Annotated in this window: 14 protein-coding genes; 5 read left to right on the forward strand and 9 right to left on the reverse strand. The window is 69.8% G+C overall.

Features of this window, described 5'->3' with window-relative positions:
* Positions 1–65: 65 nt before the first annotated feature.
* The 6 genes from LCL61_RS32490 to LCL61_RS32515 form a co-directional block, all read right to left on the reverse strand.
* Entirely contained in the window at positions 66–1388 is a 1323-nt protein-coding gene (locus LCL61_RS32490) for an MCE family protein (protein ID WP_340688734.1), read from the reverse strand.
* Between the two features lie 8 nt (positions 1389–1396).
* Positions 1397–2245, reverse strand: coding sequence for an ABC transporter permease (locus tag LCL61_RS32495; RefSeq protein WP_340683278.1), 849 nt, complete (start codon positions 2243–2245; stop codon positions 1397–1399).
* A 1-nt stretch (position 2246) separates the two neighbouring features.
* Positions 2247–3032, reverse strand: a complete 786-nt coding sequence (locus LCL61_RS32500; RefSeq protein ID WP_125688226.1) for an MlaE family ABC transporter permease — start codon at positions 3030–3032, stop codon at positions 2247–2249.
* Positions 3033–3124: 92 nt separating this feature from the next.
* Complete coding sequence (locus LCL61_RS32505) at positions 3125–3886, reverse strand: glucose 1-dehydrogenase (protein ID WP_340683279.1); 762 nt, start codon at positions 3884–3886, stop codon at positions 3125–3127.
* A 16-nt stretch (positions 3887–3902) separates the two neighbouring features.
* On the reverse strand, positions 3903–4787 hold the full coding sequence (locus tag LCL61_RS32510; RefSeq protein ID WP_340683280.1) for a 3-oxoacyl-ACP reductase: 885 nt from the start codon (positions 4785–4787) through the stop codon (positions 3903–3905).
* 71 nt (positions 4788–4858) lie between these two features.
* Positions 4859–5050: a ferredoxin gene (locus LCL61_RS32515; protein WP_340683281.1), complete on the reverse strand. Its 192-nt coding sequence runs from the start codon at positions 5048–5050 to the stop codon at positions 4859–4861.
* A gap of 103 nt (positions 5051–5153) precedes the next feature.
* On the opposite strand from LCL61_RS32515, the gene LCL61_RS32520 reads away from it, so the two are divergent.
* From LCL61_RS32520 to LCL61_RS32535, 4 genes are all read left to right on the forward strand, one after another.
* Entirely contained in the window at positions 5154–6335 is a 1182-nt protein-coding gene (locus LCL61_RS32520; RefSeq protein ID WP_340683282.1) for an acyl-CoA dehydrogenase family protein, read from the forward strand.
* Positions 6336–6344: 9 nt separating this feature from the next.
* Entirely contained in the window at positions 6345–7418 is a 1074-nt protein-coding gene (locus LCL61_RS32525; RefSeq protein WP_340683283.1) for an acyl-CoA dehydrogenase family protein, read from the forward strand.
* Positions 7415–8977, forward strand: coding sequence for a long-chain-fatty-acid--CoA ligase (locus LCL61_RS32530; protein WP_340683284.1), 1563 nt, complete (start codon positions 7415–7417; stop codon positions 8975–8977). Before LCL61_RS32525 ends, LCL61_RS32530 begins: the two co-directional genes overlap by 4 nt.
* Before the next feature lie 89 nt (positions 8978–9066).
* Positions 9067–10164 carry an alpha/beta hydrolase gene (locus tag LCL61_RS32535; RefSeq protein WP_340683285.1) on the forward strand — a complete coding sequence of 366 codons (1098 nt, stop codon included), beginning with the start codon at positions 9067–9069 and terminating at the stop codon, positions 10162–10164.
* Here LCL61_RS32535 and LCL61_RS32540 read toward each other — a convergent pair.
* Positions 10116–10721: a helix-turn-helix domain-containing protein gene (locus LCL61_RS32540; protein WP_340683286.1), complete on the reverse strand. Its 606-nt coding sequence runs from the start codon at positions 10719–10721 to the stop codon at positions 10116–10118. The two genes, LCL61_RS32535 and LCL61_RS32540, sit on opposite strands and share 49 nt — an antisense overlap.
* Positions 10722–10786: 65 nt before the next feature.
* Here LCL61_RS32540 and LCL61_RS32545 point away from each other — a divergent pair, with 65 nt between their 5' ends.
* Entirely contained in the window at positions 10787–11212 is a 426-nt protein-coding gene (locus LCL61_RS32545) for an SgcJ/EcaC family oxidoreductase (RefSeq protein WP_340683287.1), read from the forward strand.
* 6 nt (positions 11213–11218) lie between these two features.
* Here the strand turns inward: LCL61_RS32545 and LCL61_RS32550 are convergent, their stop codons facing one another.
* Together LCL61_RS32550 and LCL61_RS32555 are read right to left on the reverse strand one after the other, a co-directional pair.
* Entirely contained in the window at positions 11219–13912 is a 2694-nt protein-coding gene (locus tag LCL61_RS32550; protein WP_340683288.1) for a GNAT family N-acetyltransferase, read from the reverse strand.
* Position 13913: 1 nt separating this feature from the next.
* Positions 13914–15086, reverse strand: coding sequence for an acetoin utilization protein AcuC (locus LCL61_RS32555; RefSeq protein WP_340683289.1), 1173 nt, complete (start codon positions 15084–15086; stop codon positions 13914–13916).
* Positions 15087–15128: the final 42 nt, after the last annotated feature.

The following is a 15128-nucleotide window of genomic DNA, read 5'->3' on the forward strand; positions in this document are numbered from 1 at the left end:
CTTCCCTACACTCAGGGTAGGGAAGGAGGCCTTCACGGCCCCGGAACCCGAGTTCGGCACAGTCCTCATCGCAGTTCCACCTCCGCCCCGCGGTACAGCGGCCCCACCAGCAGACTCCCCCAGTTCGGCACCTGATCCGGCGCCGTGCCCATCGCCGGCGACACGAGGAGGTCGATCAGCCGCTGCTCGTCCGGCGTGTTCACCACCGAACCGCCCGCGCTCCCGCCCGAAGGCACGGTCCCGTTCGAGGGCAGGGTGCCGTCGGGATCGCGCGGCGGCGCGGGCTTCGAGGACCCGTCGTCGATGGCGCCGTCCGGCGGGTACTGCGGCCAGCGGCCCGGCGGCGGCACCTCCGGGTAGCACCGCGGGCCGCGTTTGTCGTTGTACTTCGGTTCGTCGACACCGGGCAGGTACTTGCCCCGGCTCGGCGTGAACTCGATCGTCACCCGGCTGACCTCGGGGTGCGCGGTCCCCTTGCCGAACGCGAGTTCCGCGCGCGGCACCGATCCGGCGAGCTGTTTGAGCAGGCACGGGTACTCCGGCGCGTACTTCGCGAGGACGTCCAAAGTGGGCTGAAGGTTGGTGGTCAGGCGGATCAGGTTGTCCTGGTTCACTTTCAGGAAACTCGTCAGGTCGATAGACGCCGCCGTCACGGTCGAGTACACGTCGGCGAGCCCGCGCTGGCTCTCGACCAGGGTCTTGCTCGTGGTGGTCAGGTCCGAAAGCGCGGCCAGCAGATCCGGCGCGGCCTTGTCGTAGACGGCGGCGGCGTCGGCGACCCCGGTGATGTCGGCCTTGAGGTCCGGCAGCGACGGGTTCACCTTGCCCAGATACTCCGAAAGTCCCGCCATCGTCGCGCCGAGCTGCTTGCCCTGACCGTCCAAAGCGGACGCGACGGCGTTGAGCGTGCTGGCCATCTTCTCCGGCTGGACGGCCTGCAGCAACGGCATCACATTGCCCAGCACCGTTTCCAGCTCGATCGCGCTGCTGCTGCGGTCCTGCGGGATGACGTCGCCCTCGGCGATGTGCCGCTCCGGCTTCTCCGGTACCTGCAAAGCGACATACCGCTCGCCGAACAACGTCTTCGGCAGCAGCCGCGCGGACACGTTGGACGGGATGACCGACGTCTTGTCCGGCTGCAGCGCCAGATCCATCGTCGCCCGATCACCGTGGGCCTGAATCGACCGGACTTCGCCGACGACCATCCCCCGCACCTTCACGTCCGCGCCCTCGCGCATCTGGTTGCCGATGCGGTCGGTCTCCAGTTTCACCAGGGTCACCGTGGTGAAGGCCTTCTGGTAGAACGCGATGGTGGTGACGAAGAACAGCACGACCACCACGAGGAAGATCAGCCCCAGCACCTGGTGCCGGAGCCGCTGCAGCAGCATCCTCCTGTTCACCCGGAAATCCTCACCGTCGTCGTGGCGCCCCAGATCGCGAGGCTAAGGAAGAAGTCGAGGACCGAGATCAGCACGATCGACGTCCGCACCGCGCGCCCGACCGCGACGCCGACCCCGGCGGGCCCACCGCTGGCGGTGTAGCCGTAGTAGCAGTGCGACAGGATGACGAGCACGCTGAAGATGATCACCTTGAGGAACGACCAGAGCACGTCCTCGGGCGGCAGGAACAGTGTGAAGTAGTGGTCGTAGGTGCCCGACGACTGGCCGTAGAGCCAGATCGTGATCTGCCGCGAGGCGAGGTACGACGAAAGCAGGCCGACGGCGTAGAGCGGGATGACCGCGGTGACGCCGGCGATCACCCGCGTCGTCACCAGGTACGGCAGGCTCGGCACGCCCATCACTTCGAGCGCGTCGATCTCCTCGGAGATCTTCATCGCGCCGAGTTGCGCGGTGAACCCGCAGCCGACGGTGGCCGAAAGCGCCAGCCCGGCCGAAAGCGGCGCGACCTCACGGGTGTTGAAGTAGGCCGAGATGAATCCGGTCAGCGCGGCGGTGCCGAGCTGGTTCAGCGCCGAATAGCCTTGCAGGCCGACGATGAGACCGGTGAACAGCGTCATCCCGATCATCACGCCGAGCGTCCCGCCGATCACCGCGAGCGCGCCGGTGCCGAAGCTGACTTCGGTCAGCAGGCGGAAGATCTCGCGGCCGTAGCGCCGGATCGTGCGCGGGGTCCAGGCCAGCGCGCGGAAGTAGAACGACAGCTGGCCGCCGAAGCCTTCCAGCATCGCGCCGGGACGCGCGATGATTTCGAGCGTCCGGTCCGAAACAGCGGGTTCGCCTGCCATGTCACATCGCCTTCGGCGGGACGATCCGCAGGTAGATCGCGGTCAGCACGACGTTGATCAGGAACAGCAGCAGGAACGTGATGACCACGGCCTGGTTCACCGCGTCGCCGACGCCCTTCGGCCCGCCCGCCGGGTTCAGCCCGCGGAACGCCGCGACCACCCCGGCGACGAAACCGTAGAGGAACGCCTTGATCTCGCTGATCCACAGATCCGGCACCTGCGCGAGCGCGTTGAAACTGGCGAGATACGCGCCCGGCGTGCCGCCCTGCATGACGACGTTGAAGAAGTAGCCGCCGAGCACGCCGACGACGCTGACCAAACCGTTCAGCAGCACCGAAACCACGATCGCGGCGAGCACGCGCGGCACGATCAGGCGCTGGATCGGGTTGACCCCGAGTACCTCCATCGCGTCGATCTCTTCGCGGATCTTGCGGGCGCCGATGTCGGCGCAGACCGCGCTACCGCCCGCACCGGCCACCAGCAGCGCGGTGATCAACGGGCTCGCCTGCTGCACGATCGCGAGCGCGCTCGCCGCGCCGGTGAACGACTGCGCGCCGATCTGCTGCGTCAGCGAACCCAGCTGCAGCGCGATGACCGCGCCGAACGGGATCGCCACGAGCGCCGTCGGCAGGATGGTGACACTGGCGAAGAACCAGCACTGCTGGATCCATTCGCGGAACTGGAACGGTCGCTTGAAGATCGCGCGCAGCACTTCCCACGACAGGGTCGCGAGCCTGCCGACCTGTGTGAGCGCACCCGTACCGGGGACGGACACCGTCGCTCCCACAGAACCTCCCACCTCGCCTGCCCCGAGTCTTACTCCACCTGTCAACGCCCCAGTGCGTTAGCGGTGTTCACTTTGCTCTCGGCACCTCCGCGTCAGAACTTGAGAGCATGCGTGGCCGTGGCGCCGCCGTCGGCGACGAACTCCGCGCCCGTGCTGTACGAACTTTCGTCACTGGCCAGGAACAGCACGAGCTTCGCGATGTCTTCCGGCTGCCCGACACGGCCCAGCGCGACCTTCTTGCCCACCCACGACATGTCGACTTTCTGCCCGCCCGCGGCGGCGGCGACCATCGGGGTGTCGATCGCGCCGGGGTGGACCGAATTGACCCGGATGTTCTTCGCGCCGAGTTCGAGCGCGGCGACCTTGGTCATCCCGCGGATCGCGAACTTGCTCGCGGTGTAGGCGACGAGGAACGGCATCCCGGCGAGCCCTTCGACTGAGGACACGTTGACGATGGAGCCGCCTCCGGCCCCGGTCATCGGTTCAACGACCGAACGCATCCCGAGAAACGCGCCGATCTGGTTGACTCGGATGACGCGTTCGTAGTCGGCGAGCGTGGTCTTGCCCAGTTCCGAGAAGTGCAGGATGCCCGCGTTGTTGACCAGTACGGTCGGCGGGCCGAACTCAGCGCGGGCGCGTTCGATCGCCGCGTCCCATTCGGCCTCGTCGCCGACGTCGAGGTGCTGGTAGACGGCCGATTCGCCGAGATCGGCGGCGAGTTTCTTGCCGTCGAGGTCGTTGATGTCGGCGATCACCACGCGCGCGCCCTCGGCGACGAACAGCCGTGCGGCCGCCTCGCCCTGCCCGCGGGCGCCGCCGGTGATCAGCGCTACCTTGCCGTCGAGCCTGCCCATCGTCATCTCCTCTGATTCACGGCAGCGACATGATCTCGGAGGCGGAGAACATCCGTTCCGGGTCGCGGTCGGCGAAGTAGCCGCCCACGCTGGTGGCGAGTTCTTCGGCGGTCCAGGTGCCGTTGACGGTGTCGAACCGCTGTTCCACCGACGGCGGCCGCATCAGCGCGACCATCCCGCCGTAGACGAGGAACACCTGGCCGTTGACGCGATCGGCGTCCGGCGAGCAGAGGAAGGACACGAACGGCGCGACGTGGTCGACCGAAAGCGGGTCGATGCCCTCCGGCGCGTCGGCGCCGAAGACGCCTTCGGTCATCGCCGTGCGGGCGCGCGGGCAGATCGCGTTGGCGCGGACGCCGTAGCGGGAGAGGCCGCGCGCGGTGGAGACGGTCAGCGCGGCGATGCCCGCCTTGGCCGCGCCGTAGTTCGGCTGACCGGGGGCGCCGAGCAGGAACGACTCCGACGCGGTGTTGACCACCCGGCCGTACACCGGCGCGCCGTCCACTTTGGACTTGTCGCGCCAGTACGCCCCGGCGTTGCGCGAAAGCAGGAAGTGCCCGCGCAGGTGGACGCGGAGCACCGTGTCCCATTCCTCGTCGGACATCGAGAAGAGCATCCGGTCGCGCAGCACGCCCGCGTTGTTGACCAGCACGTGCAGCCCGCCGAAGTGGTCGACGGCGGCGGTGAGCAGCGCGTCGGCGGTCGCGGATTCCGACACGTCGCCGGTGACCGCGATGGCCTTGCCGCCCTCGGCTTCGATCTCGTCGGCCACCGCCTGCGCGGCGGCGGACACGTCGTTGACCACGACCGACGCTCCCGCGGCGGCCAGCGCCAGCGCCTCGGCCCGGCCGAGTCCCGCGCCGGCGCCGGTCACGATGGCCGTCTTGCCGTCCAAACTCACTCCGGGCCTCCTTGCCTCTCCACACACACTAGAATCTGTTCTTGGTCGATGCAAGCATTAAATGAACGGTGCTAACCACGTATGAGCAGGGCGTTCTTCGGACAGCTCGCCACAGCTTGAGTAACACGTTCTACTTGGTTCTGTGGAACTTCCCCCGATGCGAGGACAAGCTCCTCGTCGTCGTCGAGATCGAAGACCTCGGGCGCGAAGCCGACACAGATCGCGTTCGCCTCGCAGAGCGAGCGATCGACGTCGATCTCCATATTCCCTCCTCGCCGCCATACCTGGTACAACTAGAACAGGTTCTACCTTACCGCCGCGAGCGGCCATGGCACCAGTAACGAGCACCGACGGCAGAGGTGACGGATGCGGATCGACTACACGCCGGAGCAGCGGGCACTGGCGGGCGAACTCCGGGAGTACTTCGCCGGGCTGATGACCCCCGAACGCCGTGAAGCCTTGGCCGGTGACGGTGGCGAGTACGGCAACGGCCTGGTGTACAAGGAAATCGTCCGGGACCTCGGCAGCGCGGGCTGGCTCGCGATCGGCTGGCCCCGCGAGTACGGCGGGCAGGACCGGCCGATGCTCGATCAACTCATCTTCACCGACGAGGCGGCCGCGGCGGGGGTGCCCGTCCCGTTCCTCACGGTGAACACCGTCGGGCCGACGATCATGCGCTACGGCACCGAAGAACAGAAGGCGTTCTACCTGCCGAAGATCGCCGCCGGCGAGCTGCACTTCGCGATCGGCTACTCCGAGCCCGGCGCGGGCACCGACCTGGCGTCACTGCGCACCCGCGCGGTCCGCGACGGCGACGACTACGTCATCAACGGCCAGAAGATGTGGACGAGCCTGATCGAGTACGCCGACTACGTCTGGCTGGCCGCCCGCACCGACCCCGACGCCCGCAGGCACAAGGGCCTGAGCATGCTGATCGTGCCGACCTCGGCCCCCGGTTTCTCCTGGACGAAGGTGCACACGGTCGCCGGTCCTGGCACGAGCGCGACCTACTACGACGACGTGCGCGTCCCGGTGACCTCCCGGGTCGCCGGGGAGAACGAGGGCTGGCCGCTCATCACGAACCAGCTCAACCACGAGCGGGTCGCGCTGACCTCGGCCGCCCCGATCCAGACGTCGCTGCGCGAGGTGAGGAGCTGGGCGCAGACCACGAAACTGCCCGACGGCTCGCGCGTCATCGACCAGCCGTGGGTGCGGCTGCACCTGGCGCGGATCCACACGCACGCCGAATACCTGAAGCTGCGGAACTGGCGGATCGCCTGGGCGGCCACGAGCAGCGAGCTCGGCCCGGCGGAGGCGTCGGCGACAAAGGTCTTCGGCACGGAGTTCGCGACCGAGGCGTACCGGCTGATGATGGAGATCCTCGGCGCGGGCGCCGTCGTCCGCGAGGGCTCCCCCGGTGCCCAGTTGCGCGGCCGGATCGAACGGCTGCACCGGTCTTCGCTGATCCTCACCTTCGGCGGCGGGACCAACGAGATCCAGCGGGACATGATCGCCGCGACCGCCCTCGGCCTGCCCGTCACGCGCTAGGAGACACCCATGGACTTCACGCTCACCGAAGCGCAGCAGGATCTCGCTTCGCTCACGCGCCGGATCCTGACGGATAAGGTCACCCCCGACGTGCTGGGGCCGCACGGTTCCGGCGGCTTCGACGCTCCACTGTGGACTTCTCTGGCCCAGGCCGGGGTGCTCGACGCCGCGTTGCCGCAGTCGGTCGGCGGTGGCGGATTCGGGCTGCTGGAGCAGTGTTCCGTGCTGGCCGAAATCGGCCGCGCGGTCGCGCCCGTTCCGTATCTGACGTCGGTCGTGATGGGCGCGGCGGCAGTGGCCGAATTCGGAGACGGGCGGCTCGCGGAGCGCTGGGTCGTCCCGGTCCTGCGCGGTGACCACGTCCTCGCGGTCGCGCTGCCGGACTACGGCGTGCCGTCCGGGTTCACCGCCGAGGCCGACGGCGACGGCTGGCGGCTGACCGGTGCCCAGACCGCGGTGGCTTCGGGCGCGTTCGCGCACGGATTCCTCGTCGAAGCCGCCATCGACGGCGGCCGTCAGGTGTTCCTGCTCGACCGGGACGCCGTGACGGTCTCGCCGCAGCGGACCGTCGACCACGCCGACGCGGCCCTCGTCGAGCTGTCCGGCGCGAAGGCCGCCACGTCCTTGGGCGACATCGGCGAATGGCTGCGGCTGCGGGGCACGGTCGGCGTCTGCGCGCAGCAGCTCGGCGTGATCGAACGGGCGCTGGAGCTGACCGCGGCGTACGCGCGGGAACGCAAGCAGTTCGGCCACCTCATCGGGAGTTTCCAGGCGGTGCGGCAGCGGCTCGCCGACGCCTATGTCGATGTCGAAGCCGTCCGGCTGACGCTGTGGCAGGCCGCCTGGCGGCTCAGCGAAGGGCTTCCGGCGGCCGAAGAGGTCGCGACGGCGAAGTTCTGGACGGCCGAGGCCGGGCACCGCGTCGCGCATACCGCCGTGCACGTCCACGGCGGGGTCGGCATCGACGTCGACCACACGCTGCATCGTTACTTCGTCGCGGCGAAACGGCTCGAGTTCACCCTGGGCGGAGCGACCGCGCAGCTGCGGGGACTCGGCGACCTGCTGGCCGCGGACCCGGCATGACCCCCACGGTCACGGAACTCCTGCTCGCGCGGGCGGAGGACCGCTCGACCGGCCTGCTGTTCGAAGACCGGCGCTGGACGTGGGCCGAACACGTCCGGGCCTGCGCTGGGCACGCCGCCGCGCTCGCCGCGATCCTTCGGCCCGGCGGGCACTTCGGGCTGCTGGCGGACAACGTCCCCGAGTTCTCGTTCCTGCTCGGCGGGGCGGCGCTTTCGGGGCGCGTGCTGGTCGGCCTGAACCCGACGCGCCGGGGCGCGGCACTCGCCCGCGACGTCGCACTGGCCGACTGCGAGCTGGTGTTCGCCGAGGAAAAATACCTTCCGCTGCTGTCCGACACCGATGTACCGGTGCTGCCGCTGAGCGAGCTGGAGCCGGCGCGGGAGGCTGCCGACCCCGTGGCCGCGAAGCCGGAAGACCTGCTCATGCTGATCTTCACGTCCGGCACCAGCGGTGACCCGAAGGCCGTCCGGTGCACGCACGGCAAGATCGCCTACCCCGGCGAGATGCTGGCCACCAGGTTCGGTCTGTCCACAGAGGACACCGTGTACGTGTCGATGCCGATGTTCCACTCCAACGCCATCATGGCGGGCTGGTCGGTCGGGCTCGCCGCGGGCGCGGGGATCGCGGTGCGGCGGCGGTTCTCGGCCTCCGGTTTCCTGCCGGACATCCGGAAGTTCGGGGCGACATACGCCAACTACGTCGGCAAGCCACTGTCCTATGTGCTCACCACTCCCGAACGGGACGACGACGCCGACAACCCGCTGAAACTGGTCTACGGCAACGAAGGCGCGGAAGCCGACCTCGCCGCTTTCGGCACGCGATTCGGCTGCCACGTGGTCGACGCCTTCGGTTCGACCGAGGGCGGCGTGAACTTCGGACGGGACGCCACCACCCCGGCCGGTTCGCTCGGCCGCCTGCTCGACGGCGTCGCCGTCCTCGACCCGGAGACCGGAAAACCCTGTCCCCCGGCGGAGTTCGATGAAGGCGGAAGGCTGCTCAACGCCGCCGAGGCGGTGGGCGAACTGGTCAACACCGGTGGCCCGGGCTTCTTCGCCGGTTACTACGGCGATCCGGCGGCCGAGGCCGAGCGGATGCGCGGCGGGATGTACCACACCGGTGACCTGGCGTACCTGGACGCGGACGGCTACTGCTACTTCGCGGGACGGCTCGGCGACTGGCTGCGCGTCGACGGCGAAAACCTCGGCACCGCCCCGATCGAACGCGCGCTCCTGCGGCACCCCGCCGTCAGCGAGGCCGCCGTGTACGGCGTGCCGGATCCGCGGGTGGGCGACCAGGTGATGGCCGCGTTGGTCTGCCGGTCGCCGATCGACGCCGACGAGCTCGCCGCTTTCGTTGTCGCGCAAGGCGATCTGGGACCGAAGCAGTGGCCCCGGTTCGTGCGGGTGCTCGACGCACTACCACGGACGGCCACCCATAAGGTGCTCAAGCGAAACCTGGCCGCGGACGGTTCCAGCGCGGCGTGGGAGCTGCGCTATCCCCGCGTTCAGTCCTCTGAATGCGGTAGTTCGCGCTGGCAACTACCGCATTCAGAGGGCTGAACGCGGCAGGGGCCCGGGGCTGATCCCAGGGTCGGCACCGGTGATCTTCCCGATGTCCCGGCACCGGCCCGCTGCCTACGTTCGGTGCCATGAAACGAACAACGCGCCGGATCGGCGTACTGGCGACCACTCTCGCCCTGCCCGCCGTCCTCCTCGCGCCGCCCGCGTCGGCGGCACCCGTCCGCTTGAGCCTCCCCGCGCCGACAGGTCCGTACGCCGTCGGCAGCACCGACCTCCACCTCGTCGACCACGCCCGCCAGGACCCGTGGGTTCCCGGTGCGACAAGGGAATTGATGGTCACCGTGCGGTACCCGGCATTGCCGAGCGGAAAGCCGAAAGCGCCGTACATGGCGCCAGGTGTCGCGAAGGTCGTGGCCGAGGGCGACGCCGTCAAGCTGGGCATGACGGCGGACCAGCTCGACTACCGCTTCCCCACCCACTCCCGGATCGGCGCGCCCGCGATCGGTGGCAAGCGACCCGTCGTGCTGTATTCGCCCGGCGGCACCCTGTCGCGTTCGCACGGCACCACCCACCTGGAACAGCTCGCGAGCGAAGGCTACGTCGTCGTGGCCATCGACCACACCCACGAAGCGGAAGCGGTGGAGTTCCCCGGTGGCCGTGTCGCGAAGAAGGCCTTGCCGCCGTCGAGCATCGAGGTGTCGAAACGCGTGATCGAGACCCGCGTCCGTGACACGCGCTTCGTCCTCGACTCGCTCGGACTGACCGAGGCCGGCATGTTCGGCCATTCCGCCGGCGGGTTCACCGCGGGCGAGACGATGGTGAGCGACCGGCGCGTCGTCGCCGGAGCGAACCTGGACGGCAGCATGGCCCACTCGCAGTCGCAGCGGATCTTCGGCCGCGTCGCCGCCGAAGGGCTGGACCGGCCGTTCCTGCTGATGAGCGCCGGTGACCACAGCGCCGCGTCGGACGCGTCCTGGCAGGAGTTCCTCCGCAACCAGCGCGGCTGGACCCGCGAGGCGCGGCTGCCGGACGGTGAGCATTTCAGCTTCACCGACTACCAGACGCTGTTGCCGCAGCTGGGCAACGCCCCGGCCGCCTTCGTCGGCACCATCGATCCGGCGCGCAGCGTCGCCGAACAGCGCACCCGGCTCTCGGAGTTCTTCGGCAAGACCCTGCGTCACCGAAGCAGCGCCGTGACCAAGGTGTCCTTGAGCCAGGCTTCGTAGTCGTCGTGACTCCACCCGGCCTCGGCGACGAGGCTGGTGTGGACGTCGGCGCTCATCAGGGCCACGGCGATGTCCGCGGCCCTGGGTACCACGGCGCGCCCGCTCTCTCGGACGCGGCCGACGACCATCTCGACGCCGAGCCGGTTACGCCGGGCACCTTCCGCCTGGGTCGCGGCGATGTCCGGATCGACGGCCGCACCGGAGCCGAGCATCGTGACGATGTCGCCACAGCGTTCCCGGACCTGGCGGGCGACCGTGGCCAGCAGGCCGAGCAGCGCCACCGGATCGTCGGTCCGCTGCGCCTCGGCGACGAGGTCGGGAATCCCGGCCTCGTCGTCGAGGAGGTCGACGAGACCACCGAGGACACCGGCCTTCGAACCGAAGTGGGCGTAGATGGTCTGCGGGGCGACTCCCGCTTCCTGGGCGATGAGGCGGATCGGCGTCCGCGCGTACCCACGCTCGGCGAACAGGCCGCGGGCCGCCGTCAGGATCGTGCGCAGCGTCAGCGCCTCACGTCGATCGCGCAACCGGACGATGCCGGGAAGGTCCGCCGACATGTATGCTCCTCGAAACTTGGAACGTTGTTCTAACCAATGGATCGTCGTTACAGGAAAGGATAGCGATGACCACCGAGGAGATCATCACCGCGCTGGAACGCGCCTGGAACGCGGGCGACGGCGAGGCGTGGGCCGCGAACTTCGCCGAGGACGCGGATTTCGTCGACGTCGTCGGCCGCATCCAGCGCGGCCGCGCGACGATCGCACGCGAGAGCCAGAACATCTTCGACACCATCTACCGGGGCAGCACGCTGCGGATCCGCCAGGTGTCGAGCCGTCCGCTCGGCGGCGGGTTCGATCTCGTGCACACCGCCACCACGCTGACCATCCCCGCCGGTCCCCTGGCCGGGGAAGCACGGGCGGTGCAGACGAAACTCGTCCACGACGGGCGGATCGTCGCGTTCCACAACACGATCCGGGGCGATATCGCGGCGTTCACCGGCCACGACGCGGATCTCGCGGCCCGCTCGCCCCAGGAGTGGGATTCCTGACGGGGCTCAGGCAGGGGCGTTGATCGGCCGCAGCCGTCGCGGTCCCGTGTCGGGCCGGGACGGTGGCGGGCCCAGCACGATCCGCGCGTTGGCGACGAAGGCGCCGTCCGGCGAGGCGAGGATCGGGTCGAGCGTCATCGAGCGGACCTCGGGGTTGTCCTCGGCGAGCGCCGCGACGCGCAGCACGATGTCCTGGAGCGCGGCCAGATCCGCCGGTTCGTCGCCGCGGTACCCGGTCAGCAGCGGCGAGGTCCGCGGTTCGCGCAGCAGGGTGGCGGCGTCGACGTCGGTGAGCGGGACCGCACGGTAGGCCCTGTCCCCCAGCAGCGTGCTGACCAGCCCGGAGAGACCGAACGACACGAGCGTGCCGAACGACGGATCGTCCTGCAGCCCGACCACGCACGAAATGCCCTTGGGTGCCATCCGCTGGACGTAGACCTCGTCGTCACCGGAAATCTCCCGCAGGTCGAGATACGCCCGGCGTACTCCGTCCACAGAGGACAGATCGAGCCGCACGCCCGCGAGGTCCGGCCTGCCGCGCAGCCGCTCGTCGACGGCCTTGAGGGTGACCGGGAAGCCCAGATCCTCGGCCGCCGTCACCGCTTCGTCCGCGGACGTCACGACCCGGAACGGGACGACATCGATGCCGTAGCAGCCCAGGAGCCGGACCACGTCGTCGTCGGACAGCAGGGTCGTCTTGCCGTCCTCGGCCGCCAGCAGTTCGCTGACGATCACCTGCGCCTGCTCGGCATGCAGACCCGCGGGCCGCACCAGGTTCCCCTGCGGCCGCTGCCGCCAGGCGGCGTAGCGCACGACTCGCGCGAGCGCGTTCACCGCACGTTCGGGGCTGGGGTACGACGGGACCGAACCCCGCGTCGGCACGCCGTCCTCGGACAGCACGGCCAGCTCGTCCGGCACCCCCTCGACGGCGAGGAAGGTCGACACGATCGGCTTGTTCTTGTCCATCTCGACGACGACCTCCCGCAGCGCGCGGGCGTACGCGGTGCCCGGGATCGCGAGCGGCGGCACGAAGACCACGACGAGCGCGTCGGTCTCAGGCGAGTTGAGCGCCTCACGCACGGCCGCGGCGAATTCCTCCGGGCTCGCCTGCGGCCCGACGTCGACCGGATCGGCGGCCAGCCGGAGGCCGTGCGCCCGCGCGGTGTCGGCGGCGAGCAGCCCGATCGCGCTGGAGTTGCCCACGATCGCGACCCGTGGGCCGGCGGGCAGCGGCTGATGCGCGAAGACCAGCGCGGTGTCGAAGAGCTGCGCGAGCGTGTCGACGCGGACGACACCCGCCTGTTCGAACAGGGCCTGGACGCTGGACTCGTCGACCTCCGCCGACGTCGCGGCGAGCTGCGGACGGACCGCGTGCCTGCCGGATTTCACCGCCACCACCGGTTTCGTCCGCGCCAGCCGCCGCGCGAGCCGCGCGAACTTACGCGGGTTGCCGAACGATTCCAGGTACAGCAGGACGAGGTCGGTCGCCGGATCGGTCTCCCAGTACTGGAGCAGGTCGTTGCCGGAGACATCGGCCCGGTTGCCCGCCGAGACGAACGTCGACAGCCCGAGACCTCGCGCCTCGGCGTCGGCGAGGATGGCGGTGCCCAGCGCGCCGGACTGGCAGAAGAACCCGGTGCGGCCGCGCGCGGGCAGGCGGGGCGCGAGGGTGGCGTTGAGCCGGACCGACGCGTCGGTGTTGAGCACACCCAGGGCGTTCGGGCCGACGACCCGCATCCCGTGCGCCCTGGCCTCCCCGACCAGCCTCAGCTCGGCGTGCAGCCCGTGCGGCCCGGCCTCGGCGAACCCGCCCGAGACGATCAGGAGGGTTTTGACCCCCTTGGCCAGCGCACCGTCCAAAACGGACTCGACGGCCTCGGCGGGCACGGCGACCAGCGCGAGGTCGACGTCCTCGGGGATGTCCACGACGGACGGATAGGCACGGACGCCGCGGACGGACTTGTGCTCGGGGTTGACCGGGTACACGGTGCCGGCGAAATCGGCGCTGAGGAGGTTGGTGAGGGCGACGTAGCCGATCTTCGTCGGATCTGTGGACGCGCCGATCACCGCGACCGACTTCGGGTGCAGCAGATTGTGCACGCTGCGCGCCTCGGCGGCCTGCTCCCGGGAACGGGCGACGGCGAGCGACTCCTCGGTCGGGTCGATGTCGAACTCCAGGTGCAGCACGCCTTCCTCGATCTCGCGGCTGACCTGGTAGCCCGCGTCGCGGAAAACGCGGACCATCGCCGCGTTCTCGGCGAGCACCTCGGCGACGAAGCGGCGAAGTCCGCATTCCGAGGCGGCGGCGGCCAGATGTTCCAGCAGGATCGACCCGAGCCCGCGGCCCTGGTGGGCGTCGTCGACGACGAAGGCGACCTCGGCCGACGGCCCGTGTTCGAGCCGTTCGTACCGGCCGACCGCGACGATGTCGTCGCCCAGCAGCGCGACGAAGGCGACCCTGTCGTGGTGGTCGACGACGGAGAACCGTTCGAGGTCGCGCTGCGGGATCCGCGGATAGGCGCCGAAGTACCGGAAGTACCGGGTGCGTTCGGACAGCCTGCCGTGGAAGGCGACGAGCCCGTCGGCGTCGCTGGGGATCACCGGGCGGAGGTGCACCGTGCCGCCGTCGGAGAGCAGGACGTCGGCCTCCCACTCGCGCGGAAAGTCGTAGGGGTCGCGTTTGGTGTCCTCACTGGCCATGTCAGTCCCTCGGATCGTCCGGATCGAGGCCGTGCAGCGGGAAGATCGCGCGGCGGGTGTCACGGATGGCGATGTCGACCGGCTCGTCCTCTCCGTCTCCCCACGGGACGAACGCGGTCTCGCGGCCGTCGGACATGCCTGCCGGGAGCTCGGCTTGCGGCGCCGCCCTGGAGATCGACGCGACCCAGTTCGGCGGCAGCGCCGTCGCCGGGTCGACGTCGCGCCCGAGCACGGTGGCGAGCAGATGGGTCCAGGAGCGCGGCACCACCCGGATCAGCTGGTAACCACCGCCGCCCACGGCGAGCCAACGGCCACCGGCGTGTGCTTCGGACAGTTCACGCAGCCGCCGGTAGATGGCGCGATGGCCGTCCACCGACAGCGAGAGGTCCGCCAGCGGGTCCTCCTCGTGCGAGTCGACGCCGCACTGGGTGACGAGGATCTGCGGCCGGAACTGTTCCAGCAGCGACGGCACCACCGCCTCGAACGCCCGCAGCCAGCCGGTGTCGCGGGTGCCGGGCGGTAGCGGGAGGTTGACCGCGGTGCCCTCGGCCCCGCCCTTGCCGATCTCCGCCGAATACCCCGTTCCCGGCCACAACGTGAAGGGGTGCTGGTGCAGGGAAACGGTCAGCACGCGCGGATCGTCGTAGAAGGCCGTCTGCACGCCGTCGCCGTGGTGCACGTCGGTGTCGACGTAGGCGACGCGGTCGAAACCGTGGTCGAGCAGCCACGAGATCGCCACCGAACAGTCGTTGTAGACGCAGAAACCCGACGCCTTGCCCGGCATCGCGTGGTGCAGCCCGCCGGCGATGTTGACCGCCCGCGTCGCCTCACCCTCGGCGATCTTCCGCGCGGCCAGCAGCGTCGAGCCCACGACCAGCGCGGAAGCCTCGTGCATCCCGGTGAACACCGGGTTGTCCTCGGTGCCGAGCCCGTGCGCGAAGTCGGCACCGGTCATCGGCGCCTGCCGGACGGCCTCGATGTATTCGGCCAGGTGCACGCGGCGCAGCTCGTCTTCGCCCGCCGGGCCGGGGACGAGCAGGTCGACCCCGTCGAGCACGCCGAGCTCGGTGGCGAGCCGGATCGTCAGTTCGAGCCGCACCGGATTGAACGGATGCTCGCCGCCGAGGTCGTAGCCCAGCAGCGAGGAGTCCCATACGACGGCCGGTGCTCGCATGGTCCGAACTCTAGTGCCCGGACGCGGCTCGTGCGTCGTTCC

Source organism: Amycolatopsis coloradensis (assembly GCF_037997115.1).
GTDB lineage: Bacteria > Actinomycetota > Actinomycetes > Mycobacteriales > Pseudonocardiaceae > Amycolatopsis > Amycolatopsis coloradensis_A.

Bases quoted from the DNA above. Each gene is read 5' to 3' on its own strand.
- LCL61_RS32490 (WP_340688734.1), bottom strand. From the start codon at position 1,388: ATGCTGCTGCAGCGGCTCCGGCACCAGGTGCTGGGGCTGATCTTCCTC.
- LCL61_RS32495 (WP_340683278.1), bottom strand. From the start codon at position 2,245: ATGGCAGGCGAACCCGCTGTTTCGGACCGGACGCTCGAAATCATCGCG.
- LCL61_RS32505 (WP_340683279.1), bottom strand. From the start codon at position 3,886: ATGGGCAGGCTCGACGGCAAGGTAGCGCTGATCACCGGCGGCGCCCGC.
- LCL61_RS32515 (WP_340683281.1), bottom strand. From the start codon at position 5,050: ATGGAGATCGACGTCGATCGCTCGCTCTGCGAGGCGAACGCGATCTGT.
- LCL61_RS32520 (WP_340683282.1), top strand. From the start codon at position 5,154: ATGCGGATCGACTACACGCCGGAGCAGCGGGCACTGGCGGGCGAACTC.
- LCL61_RS32525 (WP_340683283.1), top strand. From the start codon at position 6,345: ATGGACTTCACGCTCACCGAAGCGCAGCAGGATCTCGCTTCGCTCACG.
- LCL61_RS32530 (WP_340683284.1), top strand. From the start codon at position 7,415: ATGACCCCCACGGTCACGGAACTCCTGCTCGCGCGGGCGGAGGACCGC.
- LCL61_RS32535 (WP_340683285.1), top strand. From the start codon at position 9,067: ATGAAACGAACAACGCGCCGGATCGGCGTACTGGCGACCACTCTCGCC.
- LCL61_RS32540 (WP_340683286.1), bottom strand. From the start codon at position 10,721: ATGTCGGCGGACCTTCCCGGCATCGTCCGGTTGCGCGATCGACGTGAG.
- LCL61_RS32545 (WP_340683287.1), top strand. From the start codon at position 10,787: ATGACCACCGAGGAGATCATCACCGCGCTGGAACGCGCCTGGAACGCG.
- LCL61_RS32550 (WP_340683288.1), bottom strand. From the start codon at position 13,912: ATGGCCAGTGAGGACACCAAACGCGACCCCTACGACTTTCCGCGCGAG.
- LCL61_RS32555 (WP_340683289.1), bottom strand. From the start codon at position 15,086: ATGCGAGCACCGGCCGTCGTATGGGACTCCTCGCTGCTGGGCTACGAC.